Annotated in this window: 10 protein-coding genes; 4 read left to right on the top strand and 6 right to left on the bottom strand. The window is 64.4% G+C overall.

Features of this window, described 5'->3' with window-relative positions; translation table 11 throughout:
* Positions 1–526 precede the first annotated feature (526 nt).
* Positions 527–1573: a hypothetical protein gene (locus QX094_RS32650; protein ID WP_316175859.1), complete on the bottom strand. Its 1047-nt coding sequence runs from the start codon at positions 1571–1573 to the stop codon at positions 527–529.
* An 808-nt stretch (positions 1574–2381) separates the two neighbouring features.
* Between QX094_RS32650 and QX094_RS32645 the strand changes: the two genes are divergently transcribed.
* Complete coding sequence (locus tag QX094_RS32645) at positions 2382–3467, top strand: IS110 family transposase (RefSeq protein WP_316187958.1); 1086 nt, start codon at positions 2382–2384, stop codon at positions 3465–3467.
* A 727-nt stretch (positions 3468–4194) separates the two neighbouring features.
* Here the strand turns inward: QX094_RS32645 and QX094_RS32640 are convergent.
* From QX094_RS32640 to QX094_RS32620, 5 genes are all read right to left on the bottom strand, one after another.
* Entirely contained in the window at positions 4195–5112 is a 918-nt protein-coding gene (locus tag QX094_RS32640; protein ID WP_315724110.1) for an MBL fold metallo-hydrolase, read from the bottom strand.
* Positions 5113–5184: 72 nt separating this feature from the next.
* Entirely contained in the window at positions 5185–6390 is a 1206-nt protein-coding gene (locus QX094_RS32635; RefSeq protein ID WP_316170890.1) for an NAD(P)/FAD-dependent oxidoreductase, read from the bottom strand.
* Positions 6391–6429: 39 nt separating this feature from the next.
* Positions 6430–7419, bottom strand: coding sequence for an alpha/beta hydrolase (locus tag QX094_RS32630; RefSeq protein ID WP_315724106.1), 990 nt, complete (start codon positions 7417–7419; stop codon positions 6430–6432).
* Between the two features lie 99 nt (positions 7420–7518).
* Positions 7519–8472, bottom strand: coding sequence for an AraC family transcriptional regulator (locus QX094_RS32625; protein WP_316164908.1), 954 nt, complete (start codon positions 8470–8472; stop codon positions 7519–7521).
* A 59-nt stretch (positions 8473–8531) separates the two neighbouring features.
* A complete protein-coding gene (locus tag QX094_RS32620) occupies positions 8532–9281 on the bottom strand; it encodes an SDR family oxidoreductase (RefSeq protein WP_316170891.1) in 750 nt (249 codons plus the stop codon).
* A gap of 138 nt (positions 9282–9419) precedes the next feature.
* Between QX094_RS32620 and QX094_RS32615 the strand changes: the two genes are divergently transcribed.
* The 3 genes from QX094_RS32615 (at position 9420) to QX094_RS32605 (ending at position 14928) form a co-directional block, all read left to right on the top strand.
* Positions 9420–10997, top strand: a complete 1578-nt coding sequence (locus QX094_RS32615) for a winged helix-turn-helix domain-containing tetratricopeptide repeat protein (protein WP_316170892.1) — start codon at positions 9420–9422, stop codon at positions 10995–10997.
* A gap of 250 nt (positions 10998–11247) precedes the next feature.
* Positions 11248–11478, top strand: coding sequence for a helix-turn-helix domain-containing protein (locus QX094_RS32610; RefSeq protein ID WP_316170950.1), 231 nt, complete (start codon positions 11248–11250; stop codon positions 11476–11478).
* An 822-nt stretch (positions 11479–12300) separates the two neighbouring features.
* Positions 12301–14928, top strand: coding sequence for a spermidine synthase (locus QX094_RS32605; protein ID WP_316184386.1), 2628 nt, complete (start codon positions 12301–12303; stop codon positions 14926–14928).
* Positions 14929–14932: the final 4 nt, after the last annotated feature.

Genomic DNA, 14932 nt, shown 5'->3' with positions numbered 1-14932 from the left:
GAGCCGCCTATGCCGCGTGGACGTTGCTTCCTGGGCCTGCGGAGGCCGAAGGATCGCGCAACGGGATTGCCGGCTGGCAGAGCCCCTGCGCGCCTCGCAATGAATCTGCAGCCCTCAGGAAGCGAGAACTTCAATTCAGATCGCGAGAGCCGACAGCTTTCGGGGCCCCTAAACCGACGCAAACTCACCACCGATCGAGAACGAGACGGGCAATTCCATTCGTATGCGCGCCCAAACGCCGGCAAGTTATTGACGATATTCGATTTGTCGATCAATCGGCAAGACTGCTGTATTCACTCAGGATGTCTTATGTAAATACGTGTTCAGCGGAATTGCTGGCTTCACCCAATGAGATAGCCGCATGCGGCCCGCGAAGCGTCAGCACCACAGGTGCATAGGGTGTGAGAAGGCCTTGCTTTGTTCTTCTGGCCTTCGGCTGGAAGTCTGCGCGTACGCAGGTTTGCTGCTCACCGATTTGGGGCAGACCCGTATCGCGCAATGAGCTTGCTTAGACGAAACGGCAAAGTCAGAATGAACCAGCGCGCCTGCTGTGAACTCCGGCAGCGAGCAGCAGCGCCACTGCCATCGGATCAAGGACGGCAACCAGCGCCAGCGTGAGCAGCCGGACCGCTCGCTCGAAGTCCGTGGCGGGTATGCCAATCAGCTCGGCGAGATAGCGTATCGGTCCGACCTCAGCCTCGGCGCGCCGGCGCTGCGCGTCAATCTTGGCTTTTTCGATCTGTAGATTGGCGAGAGCCTGGGACTCACGCTGCCGTTCCGCAGCGATGTCGGCACGTTCGCGACGCCTCTGGTCAACAATCGTCATCGCTCCGACTGGCCTGCCAAGGCGCGTCGCCTCGTCGACGGCCGCGTCGATCTGGGCAATACACCGGTCAATGTCGGTGACCACTCGGCTCTGCATCCCGAGGCGGGCCTCGACGTCTGCGGTTCTGTCGGCAAGGGTGAGATCTCTGGATGCCATATGGTCGAGGTGAGCGCGGGTGAGGAAGCCGAATACGCCAATGGCGTTCAGGCCCATCAACACACCAATCATCAGGACGAGGACGAACCTCAAGAGGGACGGCGCAGACGTCCAATGCTCCGTCAGCCAGGCCGCCGCCACGAGCTTTCCGGCCTCCAGCACGGCGCCCATCATGATGACAGGCCAGAAAGCCCCGGCGAAGATCGCGGTCAGGCCGTCGATAGAAAAGGCAGCCGATACACAAGCCAGCGCCAGAGCCACAATCAAAGCAGCGAGCTTGACGCGTGTCAGGGAACGACGGCCTTCCTCCGCTCCGGACATCCCTGTAACGCCGGCGGCGTCCGTAGCGACGGCAGTACCATCTGTAACGATCGACGTCGCGGTCCCCGTTACATTGATCGCTTCAGCGTTACGACTGATCAGGCCCGCGTGCTCCCAGGCTTTCAGGCGACGACTGGTCCGCATCCTGTTCCAGCCCCACTGACGTCCGAGCTCCGCGGCGCTGACCGTCACGCGTCCGTCGGGCTGAGAGCGCAGCCAAGCCAGCGCCTCCATATCATCGAATGGATGGGGCGGAACGGACTCGGTCATGATCAGATGCTGCTCCTTGCGTCTCGGCCCCGCGCGTTCGGAGGCACGCCAAAGGCCGGCTGCTCCAAAACGATAACGCAGAACTCAGTGGCCGGAACGGGGAGCTGCCTGCCCGGACCGGGATCGGTCATCTCTTCTGCTCGCCCCGTGGAGAGAATACGGAGAGGCCTGGGCGTAGCGGTGCCGGATGGCGGACGATTCTGCCCGACGGTTGGCGAAAGCGGATCAAGGCTCGCGAGCCCCGCCCTCCGCGCAGGTGTCCCGCAAAGGTGGCACGTCCGAGGCCAGAGCGGAACGGCCGAATTGCGCGACGTCGCACGCTACAGCCCTGCCCTTAACGGCCACGATGCGCGCCGTTGCTGCCGAGCTGCCGCCGCTCGACACTCAGTCTGGTCCATCCGTGTGGGCGATTTGCGTGCGGCTTTAACACCAGTTTTCCTCGATGCTGGACCGGTCCGTGTTGAACTGATGCTAGCGGGCCGTCCGACTTTCCATCTCGGATCTGCGGACGAATTGCATCGCCGATGCAGTTCGATCGCTCTGGTTTCTGTCGATAGATCGCCAAGACCCCGCGGCCGTATGCCAACGGTCAGACCAGAGCCGCAGCAGAGATGCTGCCTGAGACTCACTCCTCGTGTAGCCACCGCACGGTGTCTGAGCGCAGTTCAGACTTGGATTTGAGAGGAGCGAGCGTAGAGCGGGTTCGACTGGCGGCGTAATCGGGCGAGTGCGAGATGAGACAGTCGCGGCAACAAAGGCGCAGCATCGCGGGGAATCAAAAATGATTCGCCGAAGAGGACGTCCGCCGATGAAACTCTCAGCAGCACTCGACACATCCAGCACCAAGACCGCAATCTGCGTTGTGAACAGCCGTGACGGCGCCGTCGTGTTCGAAGCCAGCGTGGCGACCGATCCTGCGATCATCTTCGAAGCGTTGTCACCGTACCTGCCACGGCTCGACAAGGTCGGCCATGAAGCAGGAAGTGTAGCACCGTGGCTGCACCGCGAGCTCGTGTCTCTTGGCCTGCCCATGGTCCTGTTGGAAACGCGGCAGGCCGCGGCTGCGCTGGAAGCCCAGCGCAACAAGACTGACAAAAATGACGCGCGAGGATTGGCGCACCTCGTGCGTGCGGGCTGGTATCGACCGGTTCATGTCAAGAGTCAGGAGAGTCACAAGATACGGCTTCTGCTGGGACACCGGCGAACGCTGAAGCGAAAATTGCTCGACATAGAGAACGAGATCAGACAGTCCCTGAAGGTCTTCGGATTGATGGTCGGACCGCGGGTCCAGCGCGCGACATTTGTAGCGCGAGTGCACGAGTTGGTGGCTTGTGACCGGCTTATCGCCGGCGTGACAGACTGCGTGTTGAGAGCGTGGGAAGCACTGTGGGCCGAGTACAAAAAGCTGCATGATCTGCTGGTGCAGATGGTCGGCCGGGACGAACTCTGTCGACGCTTTTGCGCCATTCCCGGCGTCGGCCCGGTGACGGCACTGACCTTCAAGGCGGCCATCGATGATCCGCACAGGTTCAGCAAGTCGAAGACCGTCGGCGCGCATTTCGGACTGACATCCAGGCGTATCCAGACGGGCACATCCATCGACATCGAAGGGCACATTTCGAAGTGCGGCGACGGGGAGGTGCGCACCGTGCTCTACGAGGCGGCGAGCGCGATGCTGGTGCGCTCCAAGCAATGGTGCGGCATCAAGGCCTGGGGTGTCCGGGTCGCAGCTAAGCGAGGCCACAAGCGCGCGGTGGTGGCCGTTGCACGCAAGCTGGCAGTGGTGATGCATCGCATGTGGATCGACGGATCTGTGTTCCGGTTCGCAGCCGAAGATAAAAGCCCCGCTGAACCGAATTTAAGCAACCCGACGGCGCTCGCCGCCGCAATGTGAGAGCTCTGGCGAGCGCCGTCTGGCAGACAGCTCGACGACAGAAGAATGGCTGAGTTTCCGCTGATCGGCGGAAAGGCGTTTGGTGGATCGAAGCGGATGTGGAGAGCACGCTATCTTGCCGGCGACGACAGCCCGATCGAGGCTGCGAGCGCGCGTGAGTGCCTGTGTTGCCCCGCGATCCTGACGACGACATGTGCGCCCGCATGGCGAGCGGGGCTGAGCACGGACTCCTGCATGGACCACCAGATGTCATCACCGCAAGATCACGACGAAAGCCGGACCATTGTCATGTTGTCGACCGCTCGGGTGCAGCCGTATAGTATGAAGCAGAGGAGACGATCATGTCGAAGAAGAAGGCGGAGAGACGCCCGATTACTCCGGCAAGATAAAAGCGCCTCTCCGCGGCGTAGATTCGGCGGTCGTAAGTTCTGTTGCTCACTTATTGCAGTATGGCACTGCTCCGACACCCACAGTGTTGCTAGAAGAAGAAAGACCTGAGAGATCAACGTGCCGGATGGCACCAATCGCAGCCTAGCGAACCGGTTCGCAAAATTGGGAAGACCTAGCCGTGAGCCCATGGAGGACCGCTGCCGGATCACCGGAACCAGTTAGAGCTCGCGCCTAAGCGCGATCGGCGAAGCCGGCTGACCAGCCTTGCAAACTGCGGCGCAGGCACACTCCGTTGGTGATGTCCTGCGCCGCAGCCCGGCTTCAATCCGGTGAACGATTAGTAGTCCCAGTAGATCGGCACGAACCGAAACACGTTACCTTCGCGCCCGACGCGTCCGATGGACGGGAACGGCATATGGGTGGCGACCAGTAGCTCGCCCGTCTTCGCCAAGTCCCGCAGCAATCCCTCGCGAACGCGCGTTGCCTCGTCCGGGTCGTGCTCGAAGCCGTTGTGCCAGTCGGGATGGTCGAAGCCGACCGTGAACACGGCGTCGCCCGCGAAGGTCATCGCTTCGCCGCCGGACGTCAGGCGGACGATGCTGTGTCCCGGGGTGTGACCGCCGGTGCGGCGGACGACGACGCCCGGCGCGACTTCGTGCTCCTCGTCGAACTGCCGGATCTGGTTGTGGTACTCCCTCGCGAAGCGCTTCGCGGCTGCGCGCAGCGCGTCCGGGAAGCCTTCCGGCATCGCCGTTCGCGAGAAATCCGGCGCCCGCCAGAATTCGACTTCGGCGGCCGCAACATGGATCTGCAGGTCCGGCCGCAGCCGGTCTTTCACGCCCTCGACCAGCAGGCCGCCGACGTGATCCATGTGCATATGGGTCAGCACGACGTCGGTGACGGACGCGAGATCGATGCCGGCGGCGTCGAGGCGTTTGATCAGCTGTCCGGCCCGCGGCAGGTTCAGGTCGGGATCCGACCCGAGCCCTGCGTCGATCAGGATGGTCTTGCCGCCGCTCCGGACGACGACGGCATTCAGGGCCCAATCGAAGGCGTCGGTCGGCAGGAACATGTCCTTGAACCAAGCGGCCCGCGCCGACGGCGCAGCGTTGTGCCCGAGCATCGTGGTCGGCAGCGGGAGCACCCCGTCGCTGATCACCAGCACGTCGATCTCGCCGACCTTCAGGGCATAGCGCGACGGCACCAGTTCATCCGGCTTCGGTGTGACGAGGTGTGAGGTGTTTTGCAGATTCATGTTGGTCTCCTGTTGCAGGTTATTGAAGGCTGGTTTCATCCCTGAAGACGTCCGGCTCGTTCGGTGAGGCGGTCAGAGATCGGTGACGCGTTCCGGATCGGCGGAGGCGAGCGCGGCGGCACGTTCGGCAAGCGGCGGGTAGATCCAGGCGGTGTTGATCTCGCGTTTGGTCTTCTTCGCCTGGTCGCCGACCATCTCGATCGTCCGATCCCAGCCGCGTGTAAACAAAGCGCCGGCCTCGCCGAGATCGAGGCAGGTGACGTAGGCCGCCTGGTGATAAGGCGCGGTCGGAACGCCGAGCAGTTCGGCGGCGGCGTTATTGCCGGCGAAAGCGCCCATCCGCGTGGCGTGCTGGCACGACATTAGCGCGTAGTTGCCGGCATCATCACAGGCGGCACGCGCAGCGTCGCCGGTCGCGAAGATGCCCGCCGCGCTCGGCACGCGCAAGTCGCGGTCGACCAGCAGCCGGCCGAAACTGTCGCGCTCGGCTGGAATCTGCGCGGTCAGGGGCGCGGCACGCATGCCGGCAGCCCAGATCACGGTCTCGGCTGCGATGCGCTCGCCACCCGACAAGGTCACGCCGGACTGGTCGAGCGACGCAACGCCGACTCCCAGCCATGTCTCCACGCCGATCCGCTTCAATGCGTTCTCGATGACGGGACGCGCGGTTTCGCCCATGTCGGGGGCGATGACCGGATTGCGCTCGACGATGACGACGCGCGGCCGCGCATCGGGGCCGAGAATGGCGCGGAGCCGCGCGGGCATCTCGGTAGCTGCCTCGATGCCCGTGAACCCGCCGCCGGCGACGACGACCGTGTCGCGGCCATTCCCGGCCGGCCGGCCGGCCAGTCCGTGCAGGTGCCTGTCGAGGGCCACCGCGTCGTCCAGCGAGTCGACGCTGAAACCGTACTCGGCAAGGCCGGGAATGCTCGGACGAAACAGCCGGCTGCCGGTGGCCACGACCAGACGATCGTAGGCGAGCCGCGTTCGTCTGCCCCCGGGTGCCGCTATGCTCACTTCGCGCGCCGCAGCATCGATCGCCTCGGCGGTGCCCTGCACATAGACCACGTCGATCGCCTTGAGCACATCCAGCAGCGGCGCCGTCAGCGTTTCGGGGTTTGGTTCGTAGAGCCGCGGACGGACAACCAAGGTCGGCTCCGGGGCGATCAGCGCGATCTCCAGCGCCTCGGGCGAAACGCCGTGGATGTCGCGCAGCCGGGCGGCGGACAATGCCGCATACATACCGGCGAAGCCGGCACCGATGACGACCAGTCGCATTTTGTGTCTCCTGTGATTGGATTGGATCGATGCAGAGGATCAGCCGGCGATGAAGGCCGACAGGTCGGCATTCACGATCGCTGCATGGGTGGTACAGATGCCGTGCGGCAGGCCGTCGTAGATTTTCAGCGAGCTGTTCTTCAGCAATTTCGCCGAAAGCGGCGCCGAGTCCGCGACGGGCACGATCTGGTCGTCGCTGCCGTGCAGGACGAGGGTCGGCACCGCGATGGCCTTGAGGTCTTCGGTGAAGTCGGTTTCGGAGAACGCCTTGATGCCGTCCAGATGCGCCTTGGCGCCGCCGCTCATGGCCTGACGCCACCAGTTCCAGATCACGGCCTGCGACGCCGTGGCACCGGGGCGGTTGTAGCCAAAGAACGGACCGCTCGCGAATTCCAGATAGAACTGCGCCCGGCCGGCGGCGAGCTGCCGGCGCACATCGTCGAGAACGGCGATCGGCAAGCCGCCGGGATTGTTCTCCGTCTTGACCATCAGCGGCGGCACGGCGCTGATCAGCACGAGCTTCGCGACACGGCCGCGGCCGTGACGCGCGACGTAGCGGGCGGCTTCGCCGCCGCCGGTGGAATGTCCGACATGGACCGCATTTCGCAGGTCCAGATGGTCGACGACCGCGGCAGCATCGGCCGCGTAGTGATCCATGTCGTGGCCTTCGCCGACTTGGCTCGAACGGCCGTGACCGCGGCGGTCATGGGCGATCACGCGAAACCCCTTGCCGACGAAATGCAGTATCTGAGTGTCCCAGTCGTCGGACGAGAGCGGCCAGCCGTGATGGAAGACGATCGGCTGACCCGATTTCGGCCCCCAGTCCTTGTAGAAGATCTTCACGCCGTCTTTGGTCGTTACGAACGCCGTCGGATCCACCGCTTGCGCGGCGAAGGTCGAGCTTCTTGACTCCTCGCCGATCGCGGTCGTGGAACGGACGCTGAGCGAGACCGCGGACATCACCGAGGTCGCGAGGATCTTCCGGCGCGTGGTGTTCACAATCCGATTGAGCGGCTTGTTCAAGGGCATTGGTCATCTCCGATTGGTGGGCTTGGACACGATGATGATCTAACGAACCCTGTGTGCTGGTGCCCCAGCGCGGTTGCGGCGACTAAAGAGCAATTGCTGCTAACGCGCCCGCCGGCGCCAATCGGTAGGGGTGTCCCCGGTCAGCCGCTTGAATGCAGCAGCAAACGCGGTCTGCGAGGCGTAGCCGAGCGCGGCCGCGACCGTGACGACGGACACGTCCGGGTCGCGCAGCATCTGCATCGCCTGCTCGAGCCGGCGCTGGCGAAGCCAGGCGTGCGGCGAGAGCCCGGTGCTTTCCTTGAAGGCGCGGCAGAAATGGAAGCGCGACAGGCCGGCGTCCGCGGCGAGCGCCGCAAGCGAGACGTCCGCGTCGCTCTCGGAGCGAAGCCGCTCGATGGCGCGCATCAGCACTCTCGGCGCCAGACCGCCGACGATGGGCTGGACCGCGGTCGGCGCCCCGGTGTGCGCGGCCAGCAGACGCGTGGCGAGGAGGTCGGTGAGTTGCTGTCTGAACAGCGAATCCAGGGCCTCGCTGCCTTCCAGGACGTCCGCCGCGCTCAGCAGCAGGCGGGACGTGATCGGGTCGGGATGCGCGGTCCGTTCCAGGAGATCGGCCGGCCTGTTGGTTTCGGCTTCGTCGGCCACACGAACCAGCGTGCTGTGCGGAAGATAGAGCTGCACGACATCGACCGGCTTCGGGATGTCCCATCGCGAGCTCGCGCCCTCGGGAATGATGATCACGACGCCGGGACGAAACGTGCCCGCCGAGACGAAACGTCCCGACCGCCGCTCCATGCGCTGAACCACGCCGTTGTAGGCCATGATGACGTGGTGGGTCATCGGCTCGACGACGTCGTGGAGCGGGTCGTGCTTCCAGTGCGTCACCCCGCCGCCGGTCGCGTCCAGTGCCATGCGAAATGGCTCGGTGCCGAGCACGCGGGCCATCTCGGCGTCCGCGAGAGGGCGGTTGGCCGACGGGCGAACGGCTTCGCGCGGTTCGGGCGCTGCCGCCGTCTCCTCTCCCTCAAGATCGTGTGGAACGGCCTTGGTCATGTTCATCTCGCACGAGGACGGCGTGGCGGTTGCCGGAGAGCTCCGCCGGCCGCGCTGCGTTACTGGCGAAGGGAGGAAAGCCAATCGGCGAAGCGGATGACGCCGAGGCGCGGATGGTCGCCCGGCGTGAGCGATCGGTCGTCCAGCTCCGCGCCGAAATAGCGGGCGTGGATATCGGCGACGACCTTGCGCGGGTCGTTGATCGCGGCGAGGTATCTGCGGCCGAAGTCGTCGAGGCTGAGCTGCTCCGGGCCGGCCAGTTCGATGATGCCGTCGATCGGCGGGGCCAGCGTCACGGCGGCCAGCGCGGCAGCGACATCGTCCGCGGCGACCGGCTGAAACAGCGCCGGCGACAGCCGGGCGACTTGTCCATGCGTGGAGGTCGCGACGATATCGTCGGCAAATTCGTAAAACTGTGTGGCGCGGAGGATGCTGTAACGACGCCCCGAATTCCGGATCAGACGCTCTTGGGCGAGCTTGCCGCGGAAGTAACCGCAATCCGGAAGGCGATCGGTCCCGACGATGGACAGTGCGACGTGGTGCTGTAAGCGCGCGGCGATTTCGGCCGCAAGGACATTGCGGGTGGACCTCGTGAAGAATTCCAGAACCGCGCCGTCCTCGAACGACGGTGAATTGGCGACATCGACGACAACGTCCGCGCCCGACAGCGCGAAGTCGAGCCCGTCACCGGTGACGGCGTCGACACCCGTGCGGGGGGAGGCCTGAACGACATCGTGCCCCTTGCGGCGCAGCAAGCCGGCAAGCTTGGTCCCGATCCGGCCTGTGCCCCCGACGACAACGATCTTCATGCTGATTTTCCTCGACTTTTCCAGCCGGAGACGGCCTTATTGCGACGGCGAGGATGAGCTGATGCGGGCAGGAAAGCCTTGCGGACGGGCTGAATCGGCCTTCAATTCTCATTGGATTGTCGTCCAAGCGGAGCGGCTTTGCGTTTCCTGTTCGAAGATTTTTGCCTGGATGCGGAGCGGCGCGAGCTGACCCGTGGCTCGCAGCTCGTCGCGGTCGGGCCGAAAGTTTTCGACCTTCTGCTCTACCTGGTCCGCAACAGGGATCAGGTGGTGACACGGGACGATCTGCTGACCGCCGTCTGGCAGGGTCGCATCGTCTCCGAATCGACATTGACGAGTCACGTCAACGCCGTGCGCCGGGCAGTCGGAGATAGCGGCAAGGAGCAGCGCCTGATCCGGACGATTTCGCGCAAGGGAATGCGCTTCATCGGGCAGGTCCGGCAGGACGAGGTGTCCGCCACCACCGTAGACGCCCGATCGCATTCTTCGGCGGGCGACCAGCGGCCGACGCTGTCACTCCCGGATGCTCCCTCCGTCGCGGTGCTGCCGTTTCGTAACCTCAGCGGCGATCCCGGGCAGGACTATTTTGCGGACGGCGTCGTCGAAGACATCATCACCGCGTTGTCGCGGATCGGCTGGCTGTTCGTGATCGCCCGCAATTCGAGCTTCACCTACAAGGGACGCACCGTGAATGAGCAGCAGGTCGGCCGCGAGCTCGGCGTGCGCTACGTCGTCGAAGGCAGTGTGCGGCAGTCCGCGAACCGGGTACGCATCACCGGGCAACTCGTGGACGCGACCACCGGCACTCATCTGTGGGCGGATAGGTTTGAAGAGACGATCGACGACCTTTTCGAGCTTCAGGACCAGATCGCAACCAGCATCGTCGGCGTGATCGCCTCACAACTCGAGCGCGCGGAAATCGACCGCGCCCGGCGAAAGCCGACGGGGAATCTGAGCGCGTATGATCACTATTTGCGCGCGATGCCGCATCTGCACCGCGGGACGCGCGACGCGATCGACGAGGCTTCGCTTCTGTTTCAGAAGGCGCTTTCGCTCGATCCCAGTTTTGCCTCGGCCCATGCGATGGCGGCGTGGTGCTATTGCCTGCGAAAGATCAACGGCTGGATGACCGATCAGTCCCTGGAGTTCGCCGAAGGGATCCGGCTGGCTCATTCCGCGATCGAATTGGGCAGGGATGACGCCGTCGCGCTGACCCGCGCGGGGCATACGCTGGCCCATCTGGCCGGTGATCTGGAGGGCGCGGTTGCATTGCTCGACAGGGCGCTGCTGCTCAACCCCAATCTGGCGGCGGCCTGGTTCTTGGGCGGCTTCCTGCGGGTTTTGCGCGGTGATCCCGAGAGCGCTATCGATTTCTTCACACGTGCGATGCGATTCAGCCCGCTCGATCCAGAGATGTTCCGGATGCAGGCCGGGATGGCGATGGCGCATTTGTTCGCGGAGCGTTTCGAGCTGGCTCTGTCCTGGGCCGAACGATCGTTCCGGCAATTGCCGAGTTCAGGGTTCGTCGTGCTGATCATCATCGCGTCGCACGCGCTTGCCGGGCGGATGGAGCAGGCGAAAGACGCAGCCGCGCATTTGCTCAAGCTGCATCCCGCGTTTCGGATGTCCAATCTGGAGAATTGGATACCGATCCAGCGGCCTGAGCATCGGGCTACGTTCAAGAAGGGGCTGCGGCTGGCGGGCCTGCCGGAGTGAGAGCGCAGCTTTACGACCCGTCAATCGATCGCTGAGGTGTGCTTCTGGCCTGAAGCTGACGATATCACTCATCGAAATGAGATGCGGTTTCTTGAGCACACCGGACATCGCGACGCTAGATCGAAGTGGACGATACGCCTTTGTACCGCCGTTCGCTTTCTCTTTCACTATCCACGAGTACGTCTGGCTATCGAGCGCCGCTGGGACCGGAAAATACTGCATTCATGGTCGCGTGATCGGGAGTGATGCAATGGAGGATCGAAAATACCTGACACCGGAGGAAGTCTCGGATCGCTACCGTGGCGCAGTGAGCGTCGGAACACTCCGGAACTGGCGAGCAATGCGCGTTGGGCCGGCCTTCGTCAAAATCGGGAAAGCGGTCCTATATCCGATTGGTGAACTCGACGCGTGGGACAAGAGAAACACGGTGTCCTGCCGTGCGCCAGGACGGTCGCCGGCGACTGGGCATGATCAGGCGTGATGATCACGATTTGTCGCGCGCTACCGTCCCCACTCTCCGTCCCCCGTTGATGGGGGATCTTCCAAAATTCTCGTTCTGTCAATTATTTAGCTGCGCCGTTGCGCTCATGCACAACAACCCCGCCGGCGACCCTCGACGTCGCAAACGGATGTGCAGACGAACAAGGCGTTCGTTCACATCGCCAGCCACTCGGCATTTCCGCGACACCATGACGGCCAAGAGCAGCGTCACGACAAAGCTTCAATGCAGGACCGACAGTTTTCGGCGAGCGCCGGCGGCAATTTCGTGAGAACGAAAGCGAAAGAATAGTAGAACACGCGTGCACAGGATTTGCACACGCCCTTCACCTAACTATTTGATTTCAAAAAGCTCTCTGTCCAATCCATCATCGGCGCCACGGAGAAGCGCCAAGTCGTTGATTCCACTGTTTTATTCGAGACATCAGCCATTGGAAGTGTACCAGAGCCACCCGATCACCGCGCATTTACACCGGTTTCCACCGATTTCGACCCGTTTTTCGTGCGCAGCACAACAATGTCGGATCGGAGAGGATCGATGGTTTACCGAATTCAACCACAACGTTCCGCAGATCGCGGCTGCGTCTGGTCATCGCTCCCTGACGGGTCTCATGCGATACAACCATCTGCGCCGAGCCGCGTGCTCCCACAGCTTCTGTCAAACCACCGTCACGAAACACGAACACAAGGAAACGATCTCGACCTTGGCGGCCCATGCAGCCGAGCTTGATCCCGCGCCCGGAGCAGTATCCCGCACGGCGCGCTGCATCCGAAGACCGATCACGGGAATTGCAGGTACCAAATCTTGACCGAGGCACGCCACGCAGACCCGCGCGACAATGATCTGGTCGCGGAGAAGCAAGGCGCCCGGTCTTCCGGCGTCGATCTCGTCGCCCGCCAGAGCATGGCTCAGCTGAGAACGCTGAAGCTGCTGATTGCAGCATCCGGCCTCGCCGGGCTGGGCTATGAGATCGTCTGGACGCGCCAGCTCGCCCTCGCCTTGGGCACGGAGATGATGGCCGTGCTCGGCGCCATCGCAGGATTCTTCGCCGGGCTGGCGGTGGGCGCCTTCGTCCTCGATGGCCGGATCCGCCGCGCCGCCAATCCGCACCGGGTGTATGCCGTCCTCGAAACGGTCATCGGCGTGTGGGGGCTGTGTGCGGTCTGGCTGCTTCCCGCGTGCGCGCGCGCCCTCGCGCCGCTGCTCGGCACGGCGCCTTCCAACGTGTTGTTGTGGAGCGCGAGCTTCCTGCTGCCGACGCTGGTGCTGTTGCCGGCGACGGTGGCGATGGGCGGCACGCTGACCGCGCTGGAACGCATGACGTCCGCGGCGCATGGCACGCGGCCCGTCAGCGCCGGCGTCTACGCCGCGAACACCGCCGGCGCCGTCGCCGGCACGCTGCTGTCCACCTTCGTGCTGATCCCCGCGCTCGGATTGTCGGCGACGCTGCTTTGCCTGGCAGCCGTCAACGCGGCCTGCGCGCTCGCAGCGCTTCGCCTCGGCCGAGCCCCGCAGGTCGACGCTCGCGCGCGCGACGATCGCAGGCGTGCTGTCGCCGGCCTCCGCCTGACAGGAACCCTGTTCGTCACCGGCCTGCTCGGCATCGTGTTCGAAGTGCTGGTCGTGCGCCTGGCCGCGCAGATGATGCAGGACACGGTCTATAGCTTCGCCTGTCTGTTGGCCGCCTACCTGCTGGGCACCGCGATGGGCGGCATGATCTGGCAGCGCGTGGGGCACACGGTTGCGCGCGGCAGAACCGCGTTGATCAGCGGCACCGCGCTCGTCTGCCTCGGCACGGCGCTCGTGACGCCCTTGCTGGGCGGCCTCGCTGACAGCGCTGCGAGCCTCGGCGTCGTCGGCGAGCTCGGCATTGCGCTGGCGCTGTTCCTGTTGCCTGCGATGGCGATGGGCGCCTTGTTCGGCCAGCTCATGCAGGATGTCCGCGACGTCAGAGGATCGGTCGGCTGGGCCGTCGGCATCAACAGCCTCGGCGCAGCCATTGCGCCGCTGGTCGCGGCACAGCTGCTGATTCCCGCTTTCGGCACTTGGAGAGCATTGGTCCTCGTTGCTGTCGGATATCTTCTGCTGCTGCTGCCCCAACGCGCTGCGCTGCGCTGGGCGGCGGCGCTCGCTCTACTTGCACTCGCGCTGTTGTGGCTTCCCGCCCCCCTGCTCATTAAGGTCCCGCCGGGCGGCAAGCTTCTGGCCGTGCGCGAGGGACCGATGGCGACCGCGAGCGTCGTCGACGACGCCTCAGGAGCACGCTATCTCGAGGTGAACGGCCACTTCCGCATGGGCGGCACCAGTTCGGTGCGATCCGATTTCCGCCAGGCCGTGCTGCCGTTGCTCTTGCACCCAGCGCCGCGCAAGGCCCTCTTCCTCGGTGTCGGCACCGGCGCGACCGTGCTCGGCGCCGCGCAGATGCCGGGCATCGACGTGCGCGCGGTCGAGCTGTCCTCCGAGGTCGTCGCGCTGCTGCCCTGGTTCGACAACCCCGCGGCCGAGAAGGAAAGGCCGCCGATCTCCGTTGCCGATGCCCGGCGCTTCATCATCGCCGATGACGGACGCTACGACGTGATCGTGGCCGACCTGTTCCACCCGGCGCTCGATGGCAGCGGCGCGCTGTACACGGTCGAACATTTCGCGGCCGTCAAGCGGCGACTGGCGACCGAGGGCATGTTCTGCCAGTGGCTGCCGCTCTATCAGCTCGATACGCCGTCACTGCGCGCGATCGTCAGAAGCTTTCTCGCAGTCTTCCCACAAGGGTCCGCCTGGCTGAACCATTACAGCGTGCGCACGCCGATGCTGGCTCTGATCGGATCAGGCGCCCCGAGCCCGATCGACCCCGAGTTCGTCGCCGCACGGTTCTCCGACCGGAAGCTTCACCCGGTCATTCAACCTCTCGGCTTCGATCAGCCGATCGATCTTCTGGGCCAGTATGTCGCCGGCGCGAAAGCGCTCGCGAGCTTCGCCGGTCCGGGACCGCGCAACACCGACGATTTCCCGTTCGTCACGTTCGACGCGCGCAGCAACGTTCACGCTCTCTCGGCGGCCCCATGGCAATTGCTGCTGACGGTCCTGAGCCAGACAAAGACCGACGCGGCCGATTTGCTGGAAGACTCGAAACGCGGAATGTGGGAGCAACGGCTCGGCGCCTATTGGCGGGCTCGCAACCAATTCATCCAGGTCGGCGCGGCGCTGACCGGCGAACCGCGCGGACCGGCGCTCATCGCAGCCGCCGCACCCGGCCTCCTCGATTCCATTCGCGCCAGCGCCGAGTTCGAGCCGGCCTATGCGCCGCTGATGAGCATGGCAAAAGCGCTGCTTGCATCGGATCGCGCGGCTGCTGAACGCCTGCTTCGGGCAATCGACTCCGCCGCGCCGTCGCGACGCGAAGCGCGCGACCTGCTGTCGCGCGAGTTCGAACGATAGAGCG

Origin of the sequence: Bradyrhizobium sp. SZCCHNS1050 (assembly GCF_032484785.1) — a bacterium.
GTDB lineage: Bacteria > Pseudomonadota > Alphaproteobacteria > Rhizobiales > Xanthobacteraceae > Bradyrhizobium.
This window is presented reverse-complemented; position numbering and strand designations above follow the sequence as displayed.

Excerpts from the sequence above, each read along its gene's own strand:
- QX094_RS32650 (WP_316175859.1), bottom strand. The coding sequence starts at position 1,573 with ATGACCGAGTCCGTTCCGCCCCATCCATTCGATGATATGGAGGCGCTG.
- QX094_RS32645 (WP_316187958.1), top strand. The coding sequence starts at position 2,382 with ATGAAACTCTCAGCAGCACTCGACACATCCAGCACCAAGACCGCAATC.
- QX094_RS32640 (WP_315724110.1), bottom strand. The coding sequence starts at position 5,112 with ATGAATCTGCAAAACACCTCACACCTCGTCACACCGAAGCCGGATGAA.
- QX094_RS32635 (WP_316170890.1), bottom strand. The coding sequence starts at position 6,390 with ATGCGACTGGTCGTCATCGGTGCCGGCTTCGCCGGTATGTATGCGGCA.
- QX094_RS32630 (WP_315724106.1), bottom strand. The coding sequence starts at position 7,419 with ATGCCCTTGAACAAGCCGCTCAATCGGATTGTGAACACCACGCGCCGG.
- QX094_RS32625 (WP_316164908.1), bottom strand. The coding sequence starts at position 8,472 with ATGACCAAGGCCGTTCCACACGATCTTGAGGGAGAGGAGACGGCGGCA.
- QX094_RS32620 (WP_316170891.1), bottom strand. The coding sequence starts at position 9,281 with ATGAAGATCGTTGTCGTCGGGGGCACAGGCCGGATCGGGACCAAGCTT.
- QX094_RS32610 (WP_316170950.1), top strand. The coding sequence starts at position 11,248 with ATGGAGGATCGAAAATACCTGACACCGGAGGAAGTCTCGGATCGCTAC.